This is a genomic window from Hydrocarboniphaga sp. FW305-C-57 (assembly GCF_058783045.1).
In genome coordinates this window covers 45,405-69,569 of the sequence record NZ_JBYSYG010000011.1, presented here as the reverse complement: position 1 = coordinate 69,569, position 24,165 = coordinate 45,405, and the positions used below count along the sequence as shown (strand labels likewise).

15 protein-coding genes are annotated in these 24,165 nt (G+C 67.1%); 11 read left to right on the top strand and 4 right to left on the bottom strand.

The genetic code is table 11. The features are described from left to right. Window position 1 precedes the first annotated feature (1 nt). The 7 genes from AC3WUM_RS19540 to AC3WUM_RS19510 all read left to right on the top strand — a co-directional run bounded on the left by AC3WUM_RS19540 (window position 2) and on the right by AC3WUM_RS19510 (window position 9,495). Window positions 2-829, top strand: coding sequence for a CheR family methyltransferase (locus tag AC3WUM_RS19540; protein ID WP_492412358.1), 828 nt, complete (start codon window positions 2-4; stop codon window positions 827-829). A 35-nt stretch (window positions 830-864) separates the two neighbouring features. Then, window positions 865-1,449, top strand: coding sequence for a chemotaxis protein CheB (locus AC3WUM_RS19535; protein WP_492412356.1), 585 nt, complete (start codon window positions 865-867; stop codon window positions 1,447-1,449). 94 nt (window positions 1,450-1,543) lie between these two features. Next, window positions 1,544-2,665 carry a hypothetical protein gene (locus AC3WUM_RS19530; RefSeq protein ID WP_492412354.1) on the top strand — a complete coding sequence of 374 codons (1,122 nt, stop codon included), beginning with the start codon at window positions 1,544-1,546 and terminating at the stop codon, window positions 2,663-2,665. 25 nt (window positions 2,666-2,690) lie between these two features. Continuing rightward, window positions 2,691-4,139, top strand: coding sequence for a flavin monoamine oxidase family protein (locus AC3WUM_RS19525; protein WP_492412352.1), 1,449 nt, complete (start codon window positions 2,691-2,693; stop codon window positions 4,137-4,139). Further along, entirely contained in the window at window positions 4,123-5,523 is a 1,401-nt protein-coding gene (locus AC3WUM_RS19520) for a hypothetical protein (protein ID WP_492412350.1), read from the top strand. Before AC3WUM_RS19525 ends, AC3WUM_RS19520 begins: the two co-directional genes overlap by 17 nt. Before the next feature lie 88 nt (window positions 5,524-5,611). After that, window positions 5,612-7,810: an ATP-binding protein gene (locus tag AC3WUM_RS19515; protein WP_492412348.1), complete on the top strand. Its 2,199-nt coding sequence runs from the start codon at window positions 5,612-5,614 to the stop codon at window positions 7,808-7,810. Beyond that, window positions 7,810-9,495, top strand: coding sequence for an EAL domain-containing response regulator (locus AC3WUM_RS19510; protein WP_492412346.1), 1,686 nt, complete (start codon window positions 7,810-7,812; stop codon window positions 9,493-9,495). Before AC3WUM_RS19515 ends, AC3WUM_RS19510 begins: the two co-directional genes overlap by 1 nt. Before the next feature lie 63 nt (window positions 9,496-9,558). Here the strand turns inward: AC3WUM_RS19510 and AC3WUM_RS19505 are convergent, their stop codons facing one another. After that, window positions 9,559-11,376 carry a sensor histidine kinase gene (locus AC3WUM_RS19505; protein ID WP_492412344.1) on the bottom strand — a complete coding sequence of 606 codons (1,818 nt, stop codon included), beginning with the start codon at window positions 11,374-11,376 and terminating at the stop codon, window positions 9,559-9,561. Window positions 11,377-11,462: 86 nt separating this feature from the next. Between AC3WUM_RS19505 and AC3WUM_RS19500 the strand changes: the two genes are divergently transcribed. Beyond that, a complete protein-coding gene (locus tag AC3WUM_RS19500; protein ID WP_341919738.1) occupies window positions 11,463-12,752 on the top strand; it encodes a patatin-like phospholipase family protein in 1,290 nt (429 codons plus the stop codon). Between the two features lie 3 nt (window positions 12,753-12,755). On the opposite strand, the gene glgB is transcribed toward AC3WUM_RS19500, so the two are convergent. Genes glgB through AC3WUM_RS19485 form a run of 3 tightly spaced genes read right to left on the bottom strand, consistent with a single transcriptional unit; the run spans window position 12,756 to window position 21,724 of the window. Beyond that, window positions 12,756-14,975, bottom strand: coding sequence for a 1,4-alpha-glucan branching protein GlgB (gene glgB / locus AC3WUM_RS19495; protein ID WP_492412342.1), 2,220 nt, complete (start codon window positions 14,973-14,975; stop codon window positions 12,756-12,758). Then, window positions 14,972-18,394: a maltose alpha-D-glucosyltransferase gene (gene treS, locus AC3WUM_RS19490; RefSeq protein WP_492412340.1), complete on the bottom strand. Its 3,423-nt coding sequence runs from the start codon at window positions 18,392-18,394 to the stop codon at window positions 14,972-14,974. Before treS ends, glgB begins: the two co-directional genes overlap by 4 nt. Before the next feature lie 39 nt (window positions 18,395-18,433). Next, the gene (locus tag AC3WUM_RS19485) at window positions 18,434-21,724 is read right to left on the bottom strand and encodes an alpha-1,4-glucan--maltose-1-phosphate maltosyltransferase (RefSeq protein WP_492412338.1); all 3,291 of its coding nucleotides are present in this window, start codon (window positions 21,722-21,724) and stop codon (window positions 18,434-18,436) included. A gap of 362 nt (window positions 21,725-22,086) precedes the next feature. On the opposite strand from AC3WUM_RS19485, the gene AC3WUM_RS19480 reads away from it, so the two are divergent. Genes AC3WUM_RS19480 through AC3WUM_RS19470 form a run of 3 tightly spaced genes read left to right on the top strand, consistent with a single transcriptional unit; the run spans window position 22,087 to window position 23,986 of the window. Beyond that, a complete protein-coding gene (locus AC3WUM_RS19480) occupies window positions 22,087-22,494 on the top strand; it encodes a ketosteroid isomerase-related protein (RefSeq protein WP_492412336.1) in 408 nt (135 codons plus the stop codon). 2 nt (window positions 22,495-22,496) lie between these two features. Next, window positions 22,497-23,087 (top strand): GNAT family N-acetyltransferase, encoded by a 591-nt coding sequence (locus AC3WUM_RS19475; protein ID WP_492412334.1) that lies wholly within the window; start codon window positions 22,497-22,499, stop codon window positions 23,085-23,087. Further along, window positions 23,087-23,986 (top strand): carbon-nitrogen hydrolase family protein, encoded by a 900-nt coding sequence (locus AC3WUM_RS19470; RefSeq protein ID WP_492412332.1) that lies wholly within the window; start codon window positions 23,087-23,089, stop codon window positions 23,984-23,986. Before AC3WUM_RS19475 ends, AC3WUM_RS19470 begins: the two co-directional genes overlap by 1 nt. Window positions 23,987-24,165 lie beyond the last annotated feature (179 nt).

Sequence of the window (24,165 nt, the reverse complement as noted above, 5' to 3'; positions counted from 1 at the left end):
CATGGAACCGCCCATCGACCGGAGCTTCGAGATCGAGCTCAAGCTCCTGATCGACGCCATCTACCTCAAGTATCACTACGATTTTCGCGAGTACGCGAACGCCTCGCTCAAGCGTCGCCTGCTTGCCGCGATGCCACGCTTCGAATGCGCGACGCTGTCGCAGCTGCAGGACAAGGTGCTGCACGACGCGGAGGTGTTTCCGCAGCTGCTCGACTTCCTGACCGTGCAGGTGTCGGAGATGTTTCGTGATCCGGAATATTTCCGCGCGCTGCGCGAGTCGGTGATTCCGCTGCTGCGGACGTATCCGTCGCTGAAGATCTGGGTGGCCGGCTGCAGCACCGGCGAAGAGGTCTACTCGTTCGCGATCCTGCTGCGCGAGGAAGGCCTGCTCGATCGCACGCTGATCTACGCCACCGACATCAACACCAATGCGCTCGCGCGTGCGGAGGCCGGCGTCTACCAGGTCGATCGCATCGCCGGCTTCACCGAGAACCATCGGCGCTCGGGTGCTCGCTCGTCGCTGTCGGATTACTACACCGCCGCTTACGGCCGCGCGGTGTTCGACAAATCGCTGCGCCGGAACATCGTGTTCTCGGATCACAGCCTGGCCACCGACAGCGTGTTCGCCGAGGTGCAGCTGGTCTCGTGCCGCAACGTGCTGATCTACTTCAATCGCGAGCTGCAGGACCGTGCGCTCGGGCTGTTTCGCGAGGCGCTGTGCCGCAAGGGCTTCCTCGGCCTCGGCGCCAAGGAATCGCTGCGCTTCTCGAACCACAGCGACGCCTTCACCGATCTCGTGCGCGAGCATCGTCTGTTTCAAAAAACGTGACCAGAAGCGCGACGACGCCTGAGGGCCAAACCCCGATGCCCAAGCTCCAAGGCCGCTTCGATGCGATCGTCATCGGCACCTCGGCCGGTGGCGTCGAAGCCCTGTCGGTGCTGCTGCCGGCCTTGCCGCCGGCATTGCGCGCCTCGGTGTTCGTGGTGCTGCATCTGCCGCGCGACAGGCCGAGCCTGCTCGTCGACATCTTCGAGCATCGCTGCAGGCACCGGATCCGCGAGGCCGAGGACAAGGAGCCGGTCGAGCCCGGCACCGTTTACTTCGCGCCGCCGGACTACCACCTGCTGGTCGATCGCGGGCGCGATCGCGTCGTGCGCGTGGCCCTGTCGAGCGACGACATGGTGCATTTCTCGCGGCCGTCGATCGACGTGCTGTTCGAGGCCGCGGCCGATCTCTACGGCAGCAAGCTGCTCGGCATCGTGCTGACGGGCGGCAACGAGGACGGGGCGGCCGGACTCGCCGCGGTGCGCCGTCGCGGCGGAGTCTGCGTGGTGCAGGATCCGGACGACGCGCAGGCCGCGTACATGCCGGAAGCCGCGCTCAAGCGCGTCGAGCCCGATTTCGTGCTGCCGATCCGGCAGATCGCGGAGCTGCTCGGCGGGTTGTAGCGGCTCGCGGGCCGCCCTGGCCGTAAGACATACGCTATCGCGGCTGCCCCCGGGCAGCGCCTAGAATGCGGGCGTTTTCACTGGGGAATTCATCATGGGGATCATCATTCGCAGCGGCCTGCTGGCCGCCTGCTGCTTCGCTCCGGCCGCCGCCTTTGCCGCTCCGGCCACGCTCGTCGGCTGGTTCGATCAACTGCCCAAGCCGCCCAAGAGCGCAGCCGAGGCGCAGGCCAAGGTTAGGCTTCAGAACGGTCGCGTCGAGATCAGCGACGCCGCGTTCGCGAGCTACCTCGCCGAGCTCGACGCCAAGGAGGCGGCGCTGACGCAGCAGAACCAGCACATCGCCGAAAGCTTCGGCGACGGCTCGGACATGCAGGCCGAACTCAGCGCGGCGGCCGGCGGTGATCTGAACGATCCGGAATTCATCGCCAAGCTCGAAGCGATGTCCGACGCCGAGAAGATCGCCTTCGCCCAGCGCATGTCGGCGCCGTCGCAGGCCGCGATGAACAAGCAGCGCGGCGGCATCAGCATGGCCGGCGACGAGCCGGCCGCGGTGCGCACCGCGATGAGCGCGGCGACGACCTACGCGCAGAATTCGGCGCCGCTCGCGCAGGCGATGTCCGGCCCGAACGGCATCGTGCTGCATTCGAGCAACAGTTTCGAAGCCCACGCCAGGCTCGACGCCTCGCTCGATCAGGATGCCAAGACCTGCATGGCCGGCGGCACGTCCGAGCAGCAGACCGCCTGCCTGCAGCAGAAGACCGCGGCCTGCTGGACCCAGCATCAGGCGCTCGCCGATCAGCAGCTCAAGTCGTTCCAGGCCCAGTGGCAGTCGGACTACGCGCAGTCGCGCAAGGCCGCGCAGGAGGCCGACAAGACGCTCGCCCCGGCGCGCTACGGCGAGGCCGCGACGAGCGTCGCCGGCAAGACCTTGCTGCTGAACCACCAGAACCAGCTGCTGTCGACCGCCAAGCTGCTCGCGCAGAGCAGCGAAAAGGCCTGGCTCGACAGCGCCAAGTGGCCGCTCGCGCAGCAGCAGAGCGCCAACGGCGAACTTTCGCCGCTGCCGGGCAGCTGCGGCTATGTGGCGATGTACGGCCGCTCGGGCTCCAACGGCCGCAGCGGCAGCTCGCGCTCCCGGCTCGCGCCGGTCAACGACGCCGCCAAGAAGGCGCAGGACAGCGCCAAGAAAGTGCTCGACTGGCTCAAGAAGTAAGCCGCGGCGGCGCGCGCCATCGCCGATGTCCGCGATGCCGCGACGGCGGCTGCTGCGTGCGCTCGCGAGTGCGCCGCTGGCCGCCTTGCCGAGGGTTTCGCGTAGCGCGGACGCGAGCTCCGTCGTCGTCATCGGTGGCGGACTTGCCGGGCTCTGCGCGGCCTATGAGCTGAATCGCGCCGGGCATCGCGTCAGCGTGCTCGAAGCCGGCGATGACGTCGGCGGGCGTGCGCGCACGCTGCGCGGCGCGTTCGCCGAAGGGCTGCACGCCGAAGTCGGTCCCTTGTACGTGCCCGATGCGCACGCGCTGGTGCTGCACTACGCGCGCGCCTTCAACCTCGCGCTCGCCGCCGCGCCCGACGACGCTCGCGTGCCGGTGCGCCTGCTGCGCGGCCGGCGCCTGCGCATGAGCGCATCGAGCGAGCCCGATTGGCCCTACGCCCTGCGCGATGACGAGCGAGCGCTCGGCTTCGATGGCCTGTACGCGCGCTATCAGGCGCCGCTGCTCGCGCGGATCGGCGATCCGGTCGACGCGAACTGGTCGGCTGCGACGCATGCGGCGCTCGATGCGCTGTCCTTGCCCGAAGCCTTGATCGAAGCGGGCGCCTCGAAGGCCGCGGCCGAACTGCTCACGGCCGGCTGGGGCGATCTCTGGGGCGAGGGCATCGCCAGCGTGTCGGCCCTGTGCGTGCTGCGCGACAGCCTGCTGCAAAACGGATCGAACGCGCATTACCGCTTCGTCGACGGCGTCGATCGCCTGCCGCAGGCCTTCGCGAGCGCACTCGGCGACCGCGTGCAGATGCGCTGTCGCGTGATCGCGATCGAGCAGGTCGAATCGCAGCTGCGCATCGCCTATCTGCGCGACGGAAAACGCGAAACCATCAGCGCAGATCGAGCCATTTGTGCGCTGCCTTTCTGGCTACTGCGCGAGATCGAAACGCCGGCGCAATGGTCGGCCGGCAAGCGGGCGGCGATCGCCTCGCAGCGCGCGTTCTCGGCCTTGCGCACGACGTTCCAGATGCGCAGCCGCTACTGGCTCGCGCATGGCGAGAACGGGCAGGCGCAGACCGATCTCGGCGGTATCAGCGCGGTCTACGACGTCGGCGCGTTCCAGAATGCGAAGCGTGGCCTGCTGCAGACCTACAGCGGCGGCGCGCAGGCACGCAGGCTCGCGGCGCTGCCCGAAGCCGAGCGCCACGACGAGATCCTGCGCGCACTCGATCGCGTCTTTCCGGGCGCGCTTGCGCAGTGCGAATCGGCGGCTTCTTGGAGCTGGGATGCGCAGCCGCACGTGCGCGGAGCCTCGGCCTGGTTCGCGCCGGGCGAGATGACGCGCCACGCCGCGCATCTGGCGAGCGTCGAGGGCCGCGTGCATTTCGCGGGCGATCACACGAGTCCGTGGATACGCTGGATGCAGGGCGCGCTGTACTCGGGCCTGCGCGCCGCGCGCGAAGTGCATGAAGCCGCGCCCTGAGTTCACACGGCAGCGCTGCGATGCGCTGCTGATCGCCTGCGCGGTGCTGCTCGCGTATGCCAATGCGCTGAGTGGGCCGTTCCAGTTCGACGACTACACCGTCATCGTCGATGCCAGGGCGGTGCAGAGCCTGGCGGCCTGGTGGGCCGATCTCGGCCACGGACTGCGGCCGCTGCTCAAGCTCAGTTATTGGCTCGATCACGCGATCGGCTTCGGCGCCGCCGGCTTTCATTGCACCAATGTGCTGATCCATCTCGCCAACGCCTTGCTCGTGCGCGGCTTCGCCGAGTTCGCCGCGCGGCGCTGGCTGCCGCAATGCGATGAGCGCACGCAGGCGCGCGCGGCCTTGCTGAGCGCCTTGATCTTCGCCTTGCATCCGGCCAACACCGAAGCGGTCAGCTACATCAGCGCACGCTCGGTGTCGCTCATGAGCCTGTTGCTGCTGCTCGCGCTCGCGGCCGATCGCCTGCGTTCGGACCGGCTGTCGCTGGCGCTCTCGCTGCTCGCCTACCTCGCCGCGCTCGCGGTCAAGGAACCCGCGGTGATGCTCGCGCCGACGCTGTGGCTGCTCGCGCGCTTCGGCCTCGGCCGCAGCGAGGCTTCGCGCTGGCGCGCGCTGCCGTTCTGGCTGCTGCCGATCGCGCTCGCGCTGTGGCTGTTGCCGCGCTCGAACTACGAAGACTTTCTGCTCGGCAGCCTCGGCGCGCGTTCGATCGCGGACAACCTGCTGTCGCAGATCGCAGCCGTGTTCGACCTGCTCAAGCTCGCGCTGCTGCTGCGCGCGCCGAACCTCGATCCGGATATTGCCGAAGCGCAGCGCTGGAGCCTGGGCCTGGCGATGCAGCTCGCGACGATGCTCGCCCTGCTGCTCGCGGCGTTCGCGTTGCGCCGTACGCGGCCCTGGCTCGCGTTCGGCGCCGGCTGGTTCGTGCTGCAACTGCTGCCGACCAATTCGCTGCTGCCGCGCAACGATCTCGTCAACGACCGGCAGCTGTACTTCGCCGGCATCGGGCTCTGGCTGATCGTCGGGCTCGAATGCGCGGCGCGCGGCTGGCTGTCTGCGCCGCGTCGCCCTATCGCAATGGCGATGCTCGCGCTCTGCGGCTTGCTGGCCGTGCTCACGCATCTGCGTAATCGCGACTATCGCAGCGAGATCGCACTCTGGCGCGTGACCGCGCAGGCGTCGCCGCACAAGGCGAGGCCGTGGAATAACCTCGGTTACGCACTGCAGCTCGAAGGTTGCCGGCACGCGGCGATAGCAGCCTACGATCGCGCGCTGACCGCAGACCCCACGCATGTGCGCGCGCGCCACAATCGCCAGGCCTTGCTCGCGGCGATGACCGAGCCGCAGGCCGGCGCGCAAGCGCCGCATTGCAACGAGTAGCGTCGCGTCCCGGGTATTCTTTCGCCCCTGTTCGTTCCCAGGGGCCGCAGGTACGATCCTGCCCCAGGCTCACCGGCTGACGTCCACGATGGAAGCACGCAGGAGCGAAAAAAACCGGCAGGACGATGCGGGCCTCGAAGCGCCCGCGTTCAAGCCGGTGCCGCTCGGCCGCTGGCTGTGGCGGGCCTATCTGCGGTCGGCGCTGTTCCCGATTCTGGCGATCGAGATCGGTTTTCTCGCCACGTACTGGATCAGCACGCTGATCACCTACCGGACCAACATCGGCGTGATCCGTCCGGCGGCCGAGGACGATTTCGCGCGCATGGCCCAGCGCGAAGCGCTCGCCATCGACAGCCGCCTGGCCTCGATCACCAAACTCACGAGCCTGTTCGCCGAGCAGGCGACGCGCGCGCTCGCGCGGCCCTACGAGCCCGGCGCGGGCGAGATGCAGCGCTATTCGTTCTCGCCAGAGCGCGGCTTTGTCACACAGTCGTCCAATGCCGATGGAGCGGCTGCGGCGTTCTATGCGAGCGCGACGCCACTGTCCGCCGAGCAGCTCGAAACGGTCAAGCGCAGCTCGCAGCTCGATCCGCTCATGCGCTCGATCAAGCAGACCGATCCGCTGATCGCCAAGCTGTATCTGACCACGCGCGAGTCGTACACGCGCATCTTTCCGTACAGCGACAGCGTGCAGTCGTTTTCGTCGACAACAGACCTCACCAAAACACCGTACTACCTGGCGGCCGACGCCCGGCACAATCCATCGCATCAGGCCGTCTGGACCGCGATCCACGTCGATCCGGCGACCGATCGCTGGATGATGTCGTCGGTGGCGCCCTTGTATCGCGACAACACGTTGATCGGTGTCGTCGGCATCGACATCGCGGTCGATGCGCTGGTGCAGCAGGTGCTCGACCTGCGTCTGCCCTGGAATGCCTATGGCGTGCTGCTGAGCCGCGACGGCACGGTGCTGGCGATGCCGCGCGCAGGCGAGCATGCCTGGGGATTTAGCGAGGCCGACGTGCTCGAGCATGTCAACCCGCGCAACGGCGATGCGGTCCGGCCCGAGCGGCTCAATATCCATCAGCGTGCCGATACGCGCGAGCTCGCCGCGTCGATGGCCTCGGGTGGTGCCGGCAGGCTCGGCAATCTGCGGCTCGGCGGCCAGCTGCTGCACTCGACCTGGGCGCCGATCGAGGGGCCGCAGTGGACGCTGCTGCTGCTGGCGTCCGAAGACACCATCGTCGAGCAGGCGGCCAGGCTCAATGAGCGCTTGATCATGGCGGGGCTGGGCATGGTGCTCGCCACGATCGTGCTGTTCGTGGTGTTCACGACCTGGCTCGGCCGGCGCGCCCGTGCGCTCGGGCGCGAACTCGGCGGCGCGCTGTCGCGCATCTCGCAGGCGCTTATCGCGATCGGCCGCGGCCAGCGCCTGCAGGCCGGCCATCTGCGCTTCGACATTCGCGATCTCGATCGCATGGGCGAGCAGATCGTGCGCGTCGGCGAGCAGCTCGCCGAGACCAACGAGGCGCTCGTGCAGGCGCAGCACCGGCTCGAAGTGGCGCTGCTGGAAGAGCAGCGCGTCACCGCGTCGCAGCGCCGCTTCATCAGCGCGATCAGCCACGAGTTCCGCAACCCGCTGTCGATCGTCGACAGCATCGCGCAGTCGCTCGTGCGGCGCGGCGACCGCCTGTCCGCGCAGTCGATCGCCGAGCGCTCCGAAGAACTGCGTGCGGCGGTCCGCAGGTTGTCCGAAGTCATCGACAGCGCCAGCGCGTTCATGAGCTTCGAGCCGCAGCGCAACAACGGCGAGATGCCCGAATGCAATCTCGACGAGTTGCTGCAGGGCGTGAGCCATCGCCTGCTGCGCCAGCACCCCGGCCGGGCACGCGATCTGCTGCTCGATCCCGCCGTGGTAGCCGCTTCGGTACGCTGTGACCAGGCGATGCTGCGGGTGATCGTGTCGGTGATCGTCGACAATGCGCTGCGGCATTCGGCGGTGGGGACGCCGGTGCGCATCCGCGCCGAGGCCGCCGGCCGCCGGCTGACGATTTCGGTCAGCGACCGCGGACCCGGAATGTCCGAGGAAGTGGTCGCCCGCGCATTGCTCAGGCCGCTCGAACATGGGGGCGACACGAGCGGAGCGGGCTTGCGCCTCGCACGCGTGTTTGCGGAGATGTACGAAGGCAAGTTAGAAATCGATTCCAAGCTCGGAGCTGGAACGGAGGTTCGAGTGGTCCTGCCATTGCACGGGACCACCGGTGCAGTGGAGAAGGAGGGAACCTGATGAGTGCGGCGAGCATACTCTGCGTCGAGGACGAGCCGTCGTTGCGGCGCGACCTGGTCGAAGAACTTCAGGATGCAGGCTACGTGGTGTTCGAAGCGCCGGATGGCCGCAAGGCGCTCGAACTGCTGCAGACGCAGCAGCCCGATCTGGTGCTTTGCGATGTCACCATGCCCGACATCAACGGCCTCGAACTGCTCAAGCAGCTGCGCGCGTCCGCTCTGCCTTCGGCGCAGGTTCCGTTCGTGTTCCTGACCGCCCACGGACAGAAGAGCGACCTGATCCAGGCGCGCGAATTCGGTGCCGACGATTACCTCGTCAAGCCGGTGGATTTCGATCTGCTGCTGAGCCTGCTGCGTTCGCGCCTGCAATCGGTGGCGCGTGCGCGCAGCCGCATGCAGACCGAACTCGCCGCCGCGCAGCAGCAGATCGAGACGCTGTTGAGCCAGTCGCTGATGTCGAGCCTGTCGGGCCGGCCGGCCTTGCTCACGGCGCTGCAGGAGGCGAGCGAACCGGTCGACCTACTGCTGCTGCGCCCGAGCGAGCTGCAGTATCTCGACGTGGCGCGTGGCGCCGAACATCAGCAGCGCAGCCTGCATTCGTTCCTCGCCAGCCTGCGCCAGATCGATCCGGTGCTCGATACGCGCGTGTTCGATCTGTCTCCGCATCTGTATGCGCTGGTGATCGCACGCCGCACCAATCGCGAAAAGCTCGTGCGCGGGCTCGATGCGCTGCGCGACCAGCAGACGCAGATCGACGGCTCGCTGGTGCGCCTGCGCACGACGATATTGCTCGCGCCCTACGAGCCGGTACCCGAAGTGTCGGTGGGCGCCTTCCTCGACGAAACCCTCGTCGCGCTGCATCTGGCCCGGCGCGAGGGCGCCGACGAAGTCGTGGTGCTCACGCCCAAGGCCACCGAGCGCCTGCGCCTGCTGCGGCATGTCGAGGAGACGCTGCCGCAGGCGATCGCGCAGGGCGAGCTGTTCCTGCAGTACGAACCCAAGCTGGAGTTGCGCGATCGCCGCATCATCGGTGCCGAGGCGCTGGTGCGCTGGCACAGCCCGACGCTTGGTGTGATCTCGCCCGGACTGTTCATCCCGGTGATCGAACGCCTGGGACTGATCGGCATGCTCACGCCCTGGGTGCTCGATCAGGCGCTCCGTGGCCTGCGCACGCTGCGCGATCGCGGCCATCGCGAGATCGTCGTCGCGGTGAACGTCTCGGGCGCCGATCTGCAGAACGGACTCGTGCAGTCGGTCACCACCGCGCTCGAACGCCACGGCATTCCGCCGCAGGCGCTCGAGATCGAGATCACCGAAACCGCGATCATCCAGGACCTCAGCGGAGCCGCGCAGGTGATGCGTTCGCTGCGCGAGCTTGGCGTGCACGTGGCGATCGACGATTTCGGAACCGGCCATGCTTCGCTGACCTATCTGCGCAGCTTTCCGGTCGACAGCATCAAGATCGACCGGCTGTTCGTGCAGAGCGTGGATGTCTCGCCGGTCGACCAGGCCATCGTCGGCAGCGTCATCGCGCTGGGCTCGACGCTCGGGCTCATGGTGGTGGCCGAAGGCGTGGAGACCGAATCGCAGCGCGACAAGCTCTCGCGCCTCGGTTGCCTGCACGGCCAGGGTTTCCTGTTCACGCGCTCGCTGTCGCTCGAGCAGTTCGGACAGATGCTGAAATGACGTGAGGGGTGAGGGGTAAAAAGCGCTTGCGGGCGGAGAACGATACCCAAGCCTGGTCACGCCTCACGCCGGCAAATAAACCTTCACCGTCGTACCGACGCCCGCTTCACTGTGCAGTTCGATGCGGCCGCCGTGCAGTTCGACGAGCTGGCGGGTGATGTAGAGCCCCAGGCCGGTTCCGCGAATGTCGAGCGTGGTGCTCGCGCGAAAGAAGCGTTCGAACACCTGCGGCTGTTCGTGCAGCGGAATGCCGAGGCCGCGGTCGCGCACTTCGATGACCGCGTAATCGCCGCCGCGATGCGCCTCCACGCGGACCGGCGTGCCGCCCGGCGAGTACTTCACGGCGTTGCCGATCAGGTTCGTCAGCACCTGCTCGATCAGCTGCGGATCGGCGTTGATCTCGTCGGGCAAGCCATCGAAGGCGAACTGGATCTCGTTGAGCGGCGCGAGCTCGGTCTGCTGCTGGATGACCTTGTCGATCAGTTGCACGAGGTTGAACGGCGTGGGCTGGAACGCCACCTTGCCTTCGTCGAGCCGGGCCGAGTCGAGCAGGCGTTCGGCGAGTGCGGACAGACGCTCGATCTTCTGGCGAAGCTGGCGCAGGCGCTCGGAGGTTTCGTCGGCCGGCCAGTCCTGGTGATGGCGCAGTAGGCGCTGCACGCCCGAATCCATCACCGCCAGCGGCGTCCGCAGCTCGTGCGAGACCACCGAGACCAGCTGCTTCTGCAGCCGGTTGAGGTCGCGCTCGCGCTCGAGCGCTTCGTTGAGCCGGGCTTCGGCCTGGCGCAGCTCGTCGACGTCGACCAGGCTCAGGATCATCGCGAGCTCGCCGTCGTAAGTCAGCGTCTGCGCGGTGATGCGCAGCGTGAGCTGGCGGTCCTGGGCTACGAACAGGCGGGCGTCGCGCGGGCCGTAGGTCTGGCCGAAGCGCAGCTTGTCGAAGATGTCGCGCATGACCGCGCTGTTGAGCTGGACGAGCTTGCGCGAGTCCTCCGGCAGTTGCGCGGTGTCGCTGGCGAACAGTCGCAGTGCGGCCGCGTTGGCGTAGAGCGGCGTCTTGCCGAACGAGGACAGGATCAGCAACGGAACCGGCGCGAGCTCCATCGCCTGGCGGATGCTCGACTCGCTTTCGCGGACGCGCTGCTCGAGCTGCCGGCGCTCGGACAGGTCGGACAGCGTGACCACCAGGCAGTGCTCGCCGTCGCTCGGATCGCGCGCGAGCCGCAGGTCGGCCATGTACCAGTGGCCGCCGTTGTCGGTGTGCAGGCTGAATTCGCTGCGCATGCCGCCATGCGCGGCGGCCTCTTCGAGCAGGCCGAGGCCGGCTTCGGGATCTTCGAACAGATCCTGCCAGCAGGCGCCCGAACGCCGCAGCCTCGGCAGGGCCTCGATCGCGGCCGGGTTGGCCAGCACGACCTCGCCGTCCATCGACACCATCAGCGTGAGCGGCGACGAATGACGGAAGCTTTCGATCGAGCGCAGGTCTTCGATCAGGATCGCCGGCCCGGCCGCTTCGTGCGCCTCGACGAGGATCAGGTTGCGGCCGTCCGCGAGCCGATACGGTGCGAAATGGCACTGCAGGGCGATGCGGGCACCGTTGGCGTGTGTGACCCAGCTCGCTGTCGGCGTCTCGCCGAGTTCGAGCTGCCGCCGCAAATGGTGCAGCCGCGCGACATCGCCGGCCTCGAAAGGACCGAAGTCGTATGCGCAGAGCGCCTCGACGCTGGGCTGGCGCAGCAATTCGGCCGCGGCCCGATTGCCCCAGACCACCCGCACCGGATCGAGATCCACGAGCCAGACCGGCGTCGCCAGATGCACGAGGATCTGCCCCGCCGGACCCTCCTTGAGCTGCTGTTCTAGTGGTAATGGCTCTTCCGGCATGGGCTCTCCCGGGTCACGCCGCAGACCATTATCGGCACGGCCGGTGGAAGATTAAAGAGAGCCCGACCACGTCCCAGCGATCTCGCATGGCATTGATTCTGCACCGCAAGCGGCAGACCGGAACCGAAGGCGACGAGGAACGCGACATGGCAGCCAAAGTGGAAGCACCCGCCCCTGCGGCCGGCATGACCGGGCTCGTGCTGACGGCCGGCGGAGCGCGCGGGGCCTACCAGGCGGGCGTGCTCAAGCGCATCGGCGAGATTCCGGCGCTGCGCCGCAAGCCGTCGCCGTTCCCGATCATCGCGGGCGCTTCGGCCGGGGCGATCAACGGCGCGGCGATGGCGGCTTTCGGCAGCGACCTCGGCGCGGCCACCGACCGTCTCGCCAAGCTGTGGACCACGCTGCGCATGAGCGAGGTCGTGCGCGTGGACACGCGGGCGCTGGCGACCACGGTAGCCCGCATGGGCACCGATCTCGCGCTCGGGGGGATGATCGGCGCGGGTCGCACGCAGGCGCTGCTCGACGCGGCCCCGCTACGCCGGTTCCTCGCCCGCTCGCTGCCGCTGGACGGCATCGCCACCGCGATCGATCGCGGCCATCTGCACGCGCTCGCGATCACCGCCACCGGCTACCACTCGGGACGCGCCTTCACCTTCATCCAGGGTCGGCCCGGCCATGCGCTGTGGCAGAAGAGCCGGCGCGTCGCGCTGCAGGCGCGGCTCACGGTCGATCACGTCTGCGCCTCGGCCGCGATTCCGCTGGTGTTCCCGCCCGTTGCGCTCGCCGCATCGGGAGCCAAGGCCTGGTTCGGCGACGGAGCGATGCGGCTGACGGCGCCGCTGAGCCCGGCGATACGGCTCGGCGCCGAGAAGCTGTTCGCCATCGGCATCCGCTCGGCCGCCGTCGCCGGCGATCTGCTGCGCGCCGAACTCGCGCCCGGCGAGGGCACATACCTGCGCCGGCCGCCGCTGTCGCAGATCTGCGGCGTCTTCCTCAACGCGATCTTTCTCGATCACCTCGACGCCGACCTCGATCATCTCGAGCGCATGAACGAGCTGGTTTCCGCGTACCAGGCCGCGGCGCGCAAATCCGCGACGGTGGAAGTGTCGGAGCCCATGCGCGTGGTCGAGCCGCTCTGCATCACGCCGTCCGAGGACCTGGCCGTGGTGGCCAAGACGCTCGCGCATCGCATGCCGCGCAGCATCCGCTACGTCATGGACGGGCTCGGCGCACCCGAGGCGCAGAGCGCCGATCTGATGAGCTATCTGCTGTTCGACTCGGCGTTCACGAGCGAACTCGTGCATATCGGCTATCGCGATGCGCAGCTGCGCATCGACGAGATCGAGGCCTTCCTGCGCAAGCCGGCCGTGCGCTGATCGCTACGGCGACAGCCACAGCGTCGACAGCGGAGGCAGGGTCAGCCGCAGGGACTGCGCATGCCCGTTCGCCCATTCGCCGTCGGTCTGCGCACCACCGCCGTTGCCCGCGTTCGAACCCGCGTAGTCGGCTGAATCGGTATTGAGCAACTCGTTCCACCAGCCCGCGAACGGCACGCCGATGCGATAGTCCTCGCGGCGCACCGGCGTGAAGTTGCTGACGACCAGAACGGGCGCGCCGCCATCGCCGGGCCAGCGCAGGAACGCGAACACGCCGTTGTCGCGATCGTCGGTGACGAGCCACGAAAAGCCTGCGGGATCGGCATCGAGCTTGTGCAGCGCGGGTCGCGCGGCGTACAGCGCGTTGAGATCGCGCACGAGCTTCTGCACGCCGCGATGCTGCGCATCGTCGAGCAGATCCCACTCGATCGAGCCGTCGTGGTTCCATTCGCGTCGCTGCGCGATCTCGCCGCCCATGAACAGTAGCTTCTTGCCCGGATGCGCCCACATGAAACCGAAATAGGCGCGCAGGTTCGCGAACTGCTGCCAGGAATCGCCGGGCATCTTGTTGATCAGCGAGCCCTTGCCGTAGACGACCTCGTCATGCGACAGCGGCAACATGAAGCGCTCGGAATAGGCGTACATGAGACCGAAGGTCATCGAATCGTGATGCCAGCGCCGATAGATCGGATCGGTCTGCAGGTAGTGCAGGGTGTCGTGCATCCAGCCCATGTTCCATTTGAAATCGAAGCCCAGGCCGCCGTCCTCGATCTTCCCCGAAACCTGCGGCCAGGCCGTCGATTCCTCGGCGATCGTGATCGCGCCCGGGCAGCGTTCGTGGATCAGCTGGTTCATCTCGCGCAGAAAGGCGATCGATTCGAGATTTTCGCGACCACCGTACTGGTTCGGCACCCATTCGCCATGATTGCGCGAGTAATCGCGATAGAGCATCGAGGCCACCGCGTCGACTCTCAAAGCATCGATGTGATAACGCTCGACCCACTCGATCGCGCTGCCGAGCAGGAAGTTGCGAACCTCGTTGCGGCCGAGGTTGTAGATGTAGGTGTTCCAGTCCTTGTGAAAGCCTTCGAACGGATTCTCGTGCTCGTAGCAGGCGGTGCCGTCGAAGCGCGCGAGGCCGTGCGCATCGGTCGGGAAATGCGCGGGCACCCAGTCGAGGATCACGCCGATGTTTTCCGCATGGCAGCGATCGACGAAGCGCGCGAAATCCTCGGGACGACCGTGGCGCGCGGTCGGCGCATAGAGTCCGAGCGGCTGATAGCCCCACGATCCGTAGAACGGATGCTCCATGATCGGCATCAGCTCGATGTGCGTGAAGCCCAGGCCCGCGACGTACGGCACGAGCCGGTCGGCGAGCTCGTCCCAGGACAGCGAGCGACCGGCTTCTTCCATGATGCGCAGCCACGAGCCCGTGTGCATTTCGTAGACCGAGATCGGCGCGTTCGCGGCCTGGCGTCCGGCGCGCTTGCGCATCCAGGCCTCGTCGGTCCAGTGCAATGGCCGCGGATCGGCGACGACCGATGCGGTCGACGGCGCGACTTCGGTCGCACGCGCGACCGGATCGGCCTTTTCGATGCGCTCGCCCCAGCGCGACAGCAGCTCGAACTTGTAGAGCATGCCGGCTTCGACGCCCGGAATGAACAGTTCCCAGACGCCGGCGCGATGACGCAGCCGCATCGGATGGCGACGCCCGTCCCAGCTGTTGAAATCGCCGATCACCGACACGCGCTGCGCATTCGGCGCCCAGACCGTGAAGCGCGTACCGGCGATGCCGTCGATGCTCATCACGTGCGCGCCGAGCGTGTCGCCGTAATGCGGATGCACGCCGTCGGCCAGCTGCTCGAGATCGCGCTCGGACAACAGCGGGCCGAAGGCGTAGGGGTCGTCGGTGATCTGCTCGACGTCGCCGGGCCAGACGATGCGCAGCCGGTACGGCTCGTGCCCCGGATAGTCGCCGCTGAAGAAGCCGGCCGGATGGCGCATGCGCAGTTCGCAGAGCAATTCGCCGCTGTCGCGCGCGATCAGCTGCACGGCCTCGGCGCCGGGCTGCAGCGTGTAGACCGCGGTCGCGCTGCCGCTGCGGCGCGGGCCGAGCAGGGCGAAAGGATCGCCGTGCGAGCCGCGGATCAAGGCATCGAGCGCGCCCGCGTCGGGCAGCGGCGGACCGCCGAAGGCGCTCATTTCTTCGTGTGCGAGCTTCATGAGTGGACTTCCGATTCGTTGCCGCCCGCTTCGCCGATGATGGCGGCCGCATTGGGCAGCAGGCGCGTGGCGATGTGGGCGAGGCCGCGCACCGGCAGGCCGATCCAGGCCGGGCGATTCGCGGCTTCGTAGCCGACTTCGTACGAAGCCTTGTGGACCAGGAACAGATCGAGCAGCGCGGACTCGTTCTGCTCGGTCGTCCACGGCTGCGGAGCGAGCGCCGCGGTTTCGCGGTACTTGCCGATGAAGCTTTCCTCGCCGATGCGCGCGAGCCTGCGCAGCAGGTCTTCGGCACGGGCGCGCGAAGCATCGGTGCGCTTCTCGGTGCCGGCGACCGAGGCGACCGCATAGTCGAGCGAGCGCAGCAGGCCGGCGACGTCGCGCATCGGCGAGGTCTTGCGGCGGCGCTCCTCGAGTGGACGCTTGGGTTCGCCTTCGAAGTCGATCAGGTAGCAATCGCCGCGCGACACCAGGATCTGGCCGAGGTGGAAATCGCCATGCACACGCGTGCACAACGCGGCTCCGCGCGTGTTCGCGCTGTCGCGAATCGCGGCGATCAGGGCCTGGCGCTCGCTCAGCAGGCGACGCGCGATGTCGGCGGTCGCCTCGTCGGGCCAGTCGCGGCGTGATTGCAGGATGTCGAGCGCCTCGTTGAGCTGCTGCGCGGTTTCGTCGGCCCAGCGTTGCAGATCGGCCGGCGTGGCGCTTTCCGGGCTGAAGGCCGGATTCGCCGACGGCAGCGACAGCGTCGCGTGCAGCTCGGCGAGCCGCTGGCCGATGTTCGCCGTGAAGGCCGAATATTCCGTGAGCACCGATTCGAGCTGCTGCGGGTCTTCCTCGCCGACCGAGAAGCGGTCGATCGAGCGCTTGAGGAAATCGGTCACCCAGCGCCAGGCGTCGCCTTCGTTGTAGAGATAGCCCTGGGCGATGAGCAGCGTGTGTTCGGTGCCGCTCCCGTCGATGCGCACCACGTCGCCGAGCAGCGGCGCGGTGTTCGCATAACCGCATTCGGTCAGATGGCGCGTCATTTCCGCTTCGGGATGAACGCCCGGCACGACACGGCGCACGAGCTTGACGACGGCGGCATCGGCGATCGTCAGCGAGCTGTTCGATTGCTCGGCCGATAGCCAGTTCACAGGTGCGTCGTCGGCGATCTCGAGCACCTTGAAGCGCGCGCTCGGGCGGAACTCGATGCGGCCCTGCGGACTCTCGACCGTCGCGGATTCGCGCAGCCCCTTGAGCGTGGCACGCGCGAGCGATTCGAGCGCGAAGCCATCGGTCAGATAGCCGACGCGACGGCCCTGGCGCACGCGTGCGAGTGCGAGCTGCTGTGGCAGGGCCGGCAAGGTCGCCTCATCCCAGGCGATGCCGACGGGCAGCTGATAGCGCTCGGATTCGCCGTCGCCGTAGTGCACGTCGGCTTCGGCGAACGCGACGTTGGAATCGAACAGGCGCGCCGCGTACGCGATCCGCGTCTTGGCGATCTTGCGATCCTTCGACGCGAACCAGCGGCGCAGCGGCATGTAGGCTGGAAGAATCTCCTGCTCGACCGTGCTGCGCAGCGGTTCGTTGAGCACGTCCATCGGGCCGTTGCGCAGCACCAGCGTGATGAACTCGGGCAACTGCTCGGGCGGACGCTGGCTGGTCAGCTGCAACTGCTCGGCACCGTTGAGCGAGAACCAGAAGAATCCGTAAGGCGGCAACGTGAGCAGATACGTGAGCTGTCCGATCGGCGGAAACGCGGTGTCGCCGAGCAGTTCGACCGGCGTCAGGCCGGCCCACGGCGACAGGTCGAGTTCGACCGCCTGCGCGGTGCGCGAGAGGTTGGTCACGCAGAGCAGGGTCTCGTTCTCGTAGCAGCGCACGTAGGCGAGGATCTTGCGGTTGGCGGGACGCAGGAAGCGGATCGCGCCACGCCCGAAAGCCTGATGGCGGCGACGGATCATGAGCATGCGCCGCATCCAGTTGAGCAGGCTGTGCGGATCGCGCGACTGCGATTCGACGTTGATCGCCTCGTAGCCGTAAAGCGTGCCCTGCAGCGCCGGCAACACGAGGCGTTCCGGATCGGCTTTCGAGAATCCGCCGTTGCGATCGGGCGTCCATTGCATCGGCGTGCGCACGCCGTCGCGATCGCCGAGATGGATGTTGTCGCCCATGCCGATCTCGTCGCCGTAGTAGATGACCGGCGTGCCGGGCATCGATAGCAGCAGCGAGTTCATGAGCTGGATGCGGCGCGGATCGCGTTCGAGCAGCGGTGCGAGCCGGCGGCGGATGCCGAGGTTCAGGCGCGCGCGGCGCTCGGTGGCATAGGTCTCCCAGAGATAGTCGCGCTCCTTGTCGGTGACCATTTCGAGCGTGAGCTCGTCGTGGTTGCGCAGGAAGATCGCCCATTGGCAGCCTTCGGGAATGTCGGGCGTCTGCCGCATGATGTCGACGATCGGAAAGCGGTCTTCCTGCGCGATCGCCATGTACATGCGTGGCATCAGCGGAAAGTGGAAGGCCATGTGGCATTCGTCGCCGCGGCTCACCTGACTGCCGGCATCCGGCACACCGCCGAAGTAGGCCTGCACGTCCTCGGGCCACATGTTGGCCTCGGCGAGCAGCATCTTGTTCGGATACTCGTCGTCGATGACCTTGCGAATGGTCTTGAGGATCGCGTGCGTCTCGGGCAGGTTTTCGTTGCTGGTGCCGTCGCGTTCGATCAGGTACGGCACCGCGTCGAGACGCAGGCCGTCGACGCCGATGTCGAGCCAGTGCCGCATCACGCGCAGCACCGCCTTGAGCACTTCGGGATTGTCGAAATTGAGGTCGGGCTGGTGCGAATAGAAGCGATGCCAGAAATAGGCGTTCGCGACTGGATCCCAGGTCCAGTTCGATTTCTCGGTGTCGCAGAAGATGATGCGCGTTTCGTTGTAGCGCTGGTCGGTGTCCGACCAGACGTAGAAGTTGCGGTGCGCCGAGCCGGGCTTGGCGCGACGCGCGCGCTGGAACCACGGATGCTGATCGCTCGTGTGGTTGATGACGAGCTCGGTGATCACGCGCAGCCCGCGCGCATGCGCTTCGGCGATGAAGCGCTTGGCGTCGCCCATCGTTCCGTAGTCCGGATGCACGCCCTTGTATTCGGCGATGTCGTAGCCGTCGTCGCGGCGCGGGCTCGGATAGAACGGCAGCAGCCAGATCGTGTCGACGCCGAGTTCGGCGATGTAGTTGAGCTTGCTGATGAGCCCGCGAAAATCACCGATGCCGTCGCCGTTGCCGTCGAAGAAGGACTTCACGTGCAGCTGGTAGATCACCGCATCGCGATACCACTGCGGGTCGTCGCTGAGCTTGTTCTTCCTGCGTCGGGACGAGGGCGTGCTGATGTTCTCGTCGAGGGCTTCGAGCTCTTCCGGATTGATGCCGCCGAAGTCGGTCGCCATCTCGCACTCCTTGCGATCGTTGTCGTCTTTGATTGATTGTCAGTGTTGAGCCGGCGCGCTGAGCTGCCAGATCGCGTAAGGCTGATCGGGCGTCAGGCGCAGGTGCTGGATCTTTCCGCTCCAGTGGAAGGCGCGGCCGCCGTGCAGCAGATCGCTGACGAGCAGCAAGCCGTGATCAGGCTGGCCGAATTCCCACAGCGGCAGTTCGAAATCGGCCTCTTGCGCGCGATGCGGATCGAGGCTCACGGCCACGAGTACGACGTTGGAGCGGTCGGGCGTGCTCTTGCGATAGACCATGAGCTGATCGTTCCAGCAATTGAGGAACTCGACGCCCAGGTGCGACTGCAGCGCCGGATGCCGGCGGCGCAGGTAGTTGAGCTGCGCGATCTCGGCCGTGATGTTGCCGGGGCGGTCCCAGTCCCAGACGCGCAGCTGGTACTTCTCGGAGTCGAGATATTCCTCGCGACCCGGCAGCGGCGTGGCCTCGCAGAGTTCGAAGCCGCTGTAGACGCCCCAGAGCCCCGACAAGGTGGCCGCAAGCGCGGCGCGGATCAGGTGCCCCGGGCGCCCCGAGGTTTGCAGGAACACCGGGTTGATGTCCGGCGTGTTGACGAAGAAATGCGGGCGAAAATAATCGCGCATCTCGGTCTGCGTGAGCTCGGTGATGTATTCGATGAGCTCGTGCTTGTTGTTGCGCCAGGTGAAGTAGGTGTAGCTCTGCGAATAGCCGATCTTGGCGAGCCGCTTCATGAGCTTGGGCCGCGTGAAGGCTTCGGCCAGGAACACCGCGTCGGGGTGGCGCCCGCGCACGTCCGCGATCATCCATTTCCAGAACGGCAGCGGCTTGGTGTGCGGATTGTCGACACGAAAGCAGCGCACGCCTTCGTTGCACCAGAACAGCACCGCATCGCGCAGCGCGACCCACAGCGCGGGCATCGCGCCCTGCGCATAGAAATCGACGTTGACGATGTCCTCGTACTTCTTCGGCGGATTCTCGGCGTACTTGATCGTGCCGTCCGGACGCCAGGCGAACCAGTCCGGATGATCCTTGAGCCAGGGATGATCGGGCGAGCACTGAATCGCGAAATCGAGCGCGATCTCCATACCATGCTCGCTAGCCGCATCGCGCATGCGGCGAAAGTCTTCGAGCGTGCCGAGCCGCGGATCGACCGCCTCGTAGCCGCCCTCGGCGGCACCGATCGCATACGGGCTGCCCGGATCGTCGGGGCCCGCCGTCAGGCTGTTGTTGCGGCCCTTGCGATGCTTGCGGCCGATCGGATGGATCGGCGGTAAATACAGCACGTCGAAGCCCATCTCGCGAATGCGTGGCAGCTGCGGAATCACGTCGAGGAAGGTGCCGTGGCGATTCGGATCACCGCTCATCGAACGCGGGAACAGCTCGTACCAGCTTGCGAATTCGGCGGCCGGCCGCTCGGCGTCGACGATCAGATAGGGCTCGTGGCGCGCCGCGAACGCGCGTTCGTCGGCGAGCTTCATCGCCTCGGCGGTGTCGTCGGCGATCAGTGCCTTGAAGCGCGTCTCGTCGTCAGCGTCGGACAAGGCGCCGCAGAGCTCGCGCAGCAGCGTGGCTGCGTCCGCGTCGCTCGCGCGCGTCGAGGCCTCGCAGACCATGCTGAGCCCTTCGGTGAGCTCGAGCGAAATGTTGAGCTTGGCGGCGTGCTTCTTCTCGATCTCGTGGCGATAGCTGGCCCAGGCGTCGCGCCAGGCTTCGATCGTGAATTGATAGCGGCCCAGGCGTTCGAGCGGAAACTCGCCGGCCCAGCGATCGTTGCCGATCGGCCGCATGCGCATCTGCTTCCACTGGCTCTCGTCGGCCGCGCGCCAGAGCAGCGCGACGGCGACCTGATCGTGGCCGTCCATGAAGGCGTCGCATTCGACCTGCACGCTCTGGCCGACGATGCGCTTGACGACGAACTCGCCGCCGTCGATCGCGGGTGTGATCGCCTCGATCGCGACGCGTGGCAGCTTGACGGCCGAATCGAGCGAGCGCTTGGTTCGCGTGAGCGCGTTGGCGAGCACCGGGGCGGGACGTTCGGCGCGCAGGCTCAGCAGCTCTCCGGCCTGCAGCTGCAAGGGATGATCGAGCGCAAGTTCTTCGCCCTGCGCATCGCGCAGCTGCGTGAGCCCGCCGGCATTGGCGCCGAGCAGGCTCGCGGGCGCGACTTCGACGGGATGTTCGAGATCGGGGTTGGCGATCAGCACCACGCCTTCATCGATGCGGCGCGCATCGGCGTCCCCAGCCCTGAGCACGGCCGTAAAGTTGCTCGCCGGTCCGCTGAGCGGAAGCAGCGATAGCGTCGGCTGCGCGTTGGCCGCGATCTGCCGGTTGAGGCCGACGATGTCCTTGCCGAGTTCGAAGCTCGGCGTTTCGCGCCAGCGCGCGAAGTCGGACGGCGCGCCCCCAGTAGGATTGAGCGGCTCGATCGCGCCGTATTCGAAGCCCATCGGCACCAGCCAGCCGCAGCCCGCGTGGGCGGCGAGCTGGGCGATGCGCCGGGCGGCGCGTTCGGCCAGATCGCGACGCACGAAGCGCTGGGCCACGCGCGCCTCGAACGGCGCTTCGGCGACCGCGATCACCGGGGCGACGCGCGAGAGCGAGGTCTGTTCGTCGATGAACCAGCTGCTGCGGAAATCCCAGAAGGCCGACGAACCGATCGCGGCGTCGTAATCGAGGCCGATGAGCTTTTCGTGATCGGCCCAGTCCATGCCCTGGGCGCCCGCGATGAAGCGGCAGCCCGGCACTTCGTGCATGAGCGTGCCGATGAGCTGGCGCGGCAGGCGTTGCGGCCATTGCACGCAGAAGCCGGCGACGCCCGCATCGACCCAGCGCGCAATCCGCTCGCACCAGAACTGCTGCATGTCGACGATGACGGCGTTGTCGTCGAGCCGGATGCCGACGCCGCCGCGCCATTGCGGATCGACGCGCGGATCGAGCGCGTCCGCACCATCGCCGTCGAGCCAGTCGCGATGCTGCTGTGCAAAGACGCCGGCGGCCGCGCAGCGATCGAGCACCAGATCGAGCACGATCCTGAGCCCGGCCTTGCTCGCGGACTGGCAGATGCCGCGCAGCGCTGAAACCGCATCGTTGCCGGCTGCCAGCGCCGCATGCGGGCGATCGAAATTCGCCACCAGGCTCAGGCGCCCGCCCGGGCTGGTTTCGAAGATCGGCGGCAGCAGCACGTGATCGAAACCCAGCGCCGCGATGCGTGCGAACTGCGCGCTCCAGTTCGGCAACGGCCCGGCCACGAGCGGATGCAGGAAATACAGGCGAGGGGAGAATGCGGCCCGAAGTCCGCTTCCGGTATCCATCGCTGGACCACTCCTTGGTCAGTCGCGGCGACGCAGCCCGTCGGCGCGCATGGGTTGATTGAGCGCGACCCCGGACGCGAAAACGCTCCGGCGACTTTCTCGTCGGAGTGCTGCGTGATGTGGACATCGTCCAGGCGATGCGCGATGCAAACGAACTTCCACCCGCAGGCTAGCCCGGCCACCTGAATCTACGGCGACTCCGGCAAGCCGACGGGCATAAGGATTGCTGGATGAGATCCCGCGACTGGAGCGTTTTTGCACCAACGCGAAGGACTTGCAGGCGATGCCGTTAAAATGCGCGGCGGGCGACCGGATCGTCGCGGCCGCCTTTTTTCGAATGCCCGAGACGGAGTCTTCCCACCATGAATGCTGGCACCGCCGCGCTGCTGCAGCGCTACTACGATCGCTTCAACGCCCAGGACTGGAGCGGTTTTCTCGACCTGCTGACCGATGACGTGGTGCACGACATCAACCAGGGCGGCCGCGAAACCGGTCGCGCGGCGTTCGCCGAATTCCTCAAGCGCATGGATCGCAGCTACAGCGAGCAGATCGTGGACATTTCGATCACCACGAACGAAGACGGCTCGCGCGCGGCGGTCGAATTCGTCGTGCTCGGCACCTACAAGAACACTGACGAAGGCCTGCCGCCCGCGACCGGCCAGCAGTATCGCCTGCCGGCCGGCGCCTTCTTCGACATTCGCGGCGGCAAGGTCGCGCGCATCAGCAATTACTACAACCTGCAGGACTGGCTGCGGCAGGTCGGAGCCTGAGCTTGAGCCTGCGCCTGCAGCGATTGGCGGGCCGCGAGATCCTTCGGCATCTCGATGAAATCGCCGAGCTGCGCATTCGCGTGTTTCGCGACTGGCCCTATCTCTACGAGGGCAGCCGCGAATACGAGGCGCATTACCTCGAGGTCTACGTGAACTGCCCGCGCAGCCTCTGCGTGCTGGCCTGGGACGGCGATCGCTGCGTCGGCGCCTCCACCTGCCTGCCGCTGGCCGAGGCGCTGCCGGACATGCAGGCGCCGTTCGTCGCGCGCGGCATGGATCTGTCGCGCATCGACTATTTCGGCGAATCGGTGCTGCTGCGCGAGTATCGCGGCCGGGGCGTAGGCGTGGCCTTCTTCAACGAGCGCGAGGCGCATGCGCGTTCGCTCGGCCTCGACCTGTGCGCGTTCTGCGCGGTCGATCGTGACGCGAACGATCCACGCAAGCCGGCCGATTACACGGGCAACGATGCGTTCTGGAGCAAGCGCGGCTATCGCAAGCAACCTGGCATGCAGTCGACGTTCCTGTGGCCCGACATCGGCGAGAGCGACAGCAGCACCAAGACCATGACGTTCTGGATGCGGGAGCTGACTTGATGAGCACCTCGACATTCCTCGCCGCGACCGCGGCGTTTCCGGTCAGCGAACCGCGCTCGTTCACCGAAGTGCAGGACACCATCGCACGCTGGGTGGCCGAGGCTGCGCAGCGCGGCGCGCGCCTGCTCGTGTTCCCCGAATACGCTGCGATGTCGCTCGCCGCGCTGTTCGAGGAGAACGTGCGCACCGATCTGTCGGCCCAGCTCGATGCGCTGCAGACGCTGCGTGACGATTACCTCGCGCTGCACGAGCGCCTCGCGCGCGAACACGGCGTGCACATTCTCGCCGGCAGCTTTCCGTGGCAGACCGCGCCGCGGCGTTTCCACAATCGCGCCTGGCTGTGCGCGCCGAACGGCCGCAGCGACTATCAGGACAAGCAGATCATGACGCGCTTCGAGCGCGAGCAATGGGCGATCAGCAGCGGCGACGCGGCCAAGGTGTTCGATACCGAACTCGGCCGGCTCGGCGTGGCGATCTGCTACGACTCGGAGTTCCCGCTGATCGTGCGCTCGCAGATCGAAGCCGGTGCGCAGCTGTTGCTGGTGCCCTCGTGCACGGATGCGGCGGCGGGCTATCACCGGGTGCGTGTCGCGGCACGGGCGCGGGCGCTCGAATCACAGTGCTATGCGCTGGTGTCGCCGCTCGTGGGCGAGGCGGCGTGGTCGCCGGCCGTCGATGTGAACGTCGGCGCGGCGGGGGTTTACGGACCGCCGGATCGCGGGTTTCCCGATGACGGTGTCGTGGTGGTGGGTGCGCTGAATGAGCCGGGCTGGGTCTATGCGACGATCGATCTCGATGCGGTCGAGCGGGTTCGGGCGAATGGGCAGGTTTTGAATCATCGGCATTGGTCGGAGCAGCCTGGCGAAGTGGCGCGGCTTGCTTCGCTGCTGCTGCGTTGAGCGGGGATTCGTTGTGATTTGAGAGTTCTGGCGTTCCCGGCTGGAGCGACGTGCTCGGGGTCGCTTCGCCGCAGATTTTTCGGAATCGAACTACCCTGCGTTTCCTCTCTCCCGCTTGCGGGAGAGAGTCCCGCCGAAGGCGGGGAGAGAGGGCTCATCTGCAAAGTGAGTGTACTTTC

Excerpts from the sequence above, each read along its gene's own strand:
- AC3WUM_RS19540 (WP_492412358.1), top strand. The coding sequence starts at position 2 with ATGGAACCGCCCATCGACCGGAGCTTCGAGATCGAGCTCAAGCTCCTG.
- AC3WUM_RS19535 (WP_492412356.1), top strand. The coding sequence starts at position 865 with ATGCCCAAGCTCCAAGGCCGCTTCGATGCGATCGTCATCGGCACCTCG.
- AC3WUM_RS19530 (WP_492412354.1), top strand. The coding sequence starts at position 1,544 with ATGGGGATCATCATTCGCAGCGGCCTGCTGGCCGCCTGCTGCTTCGCT.
- AC3WUM_RS19525 (WP_492412352.1), top strand. The coding sequence starts at position 2,691 with ATGTCCGCGATGCCGCGACGGCGGCTGCTGCGTGCGCTCGCGAGTGCG.
- AC3WUM_RS19520 (WP_492412350.1), top strand. The coding sequence starts at position 4,123 with ATGAAGCCGCGCCCTGAGTTCACACGGCAGCGCTGCGATGCGCTGCTG.
- AC3WUM_RS19515 (WP_492412348.1), top strand. The coding sequence starts at position 5,612 with ATGGAAGCACGCAGGAGCGAAAAAAACCGGCAGGACGATGCGGGCCTC.
- AC3WUM_RS19510 (WP_492412346.1), top strand. The coding sequence starts at position 7,810 with ATGAGTGCGGCGAGCATACTCTGCGTCGAGGACGAGCCGTCGTTGCGG.
- AC3WUM_RS19505 (WP_492412344.1), bottom strand. The coding sequence starts at position 11,376 with ATGCCGGAAGAGCCATTACCACTAGAACAGCAGCTCAAGGAGGGTCCG.
- AC3WUM_RS19500 (WP_341919738.1), top strand. The coding sequence starts at position 11,463 with ATGGCATTGATTCTGCACCGCAAGCGGCAGACCGGAACCGAAGGCGAC.
- glgB (WP_492412342.1), bottom strand. The coding sequence starts at position 14,975 with ATGAAGCTCGCACACGAAGAAATGAGCGCCTTCGGCGGTCCGCCGCTG.
- treS (WP_492412340.1), bottom strand. The coding sequence starts at position 18,394 with ATGGCGACCGACTTCGGCGGCATCAATCCGGAAGAGCTCGAAGCCCTC.
- AC3WUM_RS19485 (WP_492412338.1), bottom strand. The coding sequence starts at position 21,724 with ATGGATACCGGAAGCGGACTTCGGGCCGCATTCTCCCCTCGCCTGTAT.
- AC3WUM_RS19480 (WP_492412336.1), top strand. The coding sequence starts at position 22,087 with ATGAATGCTGGCACCGCCGCGCTGCTGCAGCGCTACTACGATCGCTTC.
- AC3WUM_RS19470 (WP_492412332.1), top strand. The coding sequence starts at position 23,087 with ATGAGCACCTCGACATTCCTCGCCGCGACCGCGGCGTTTCCGGTCAGC.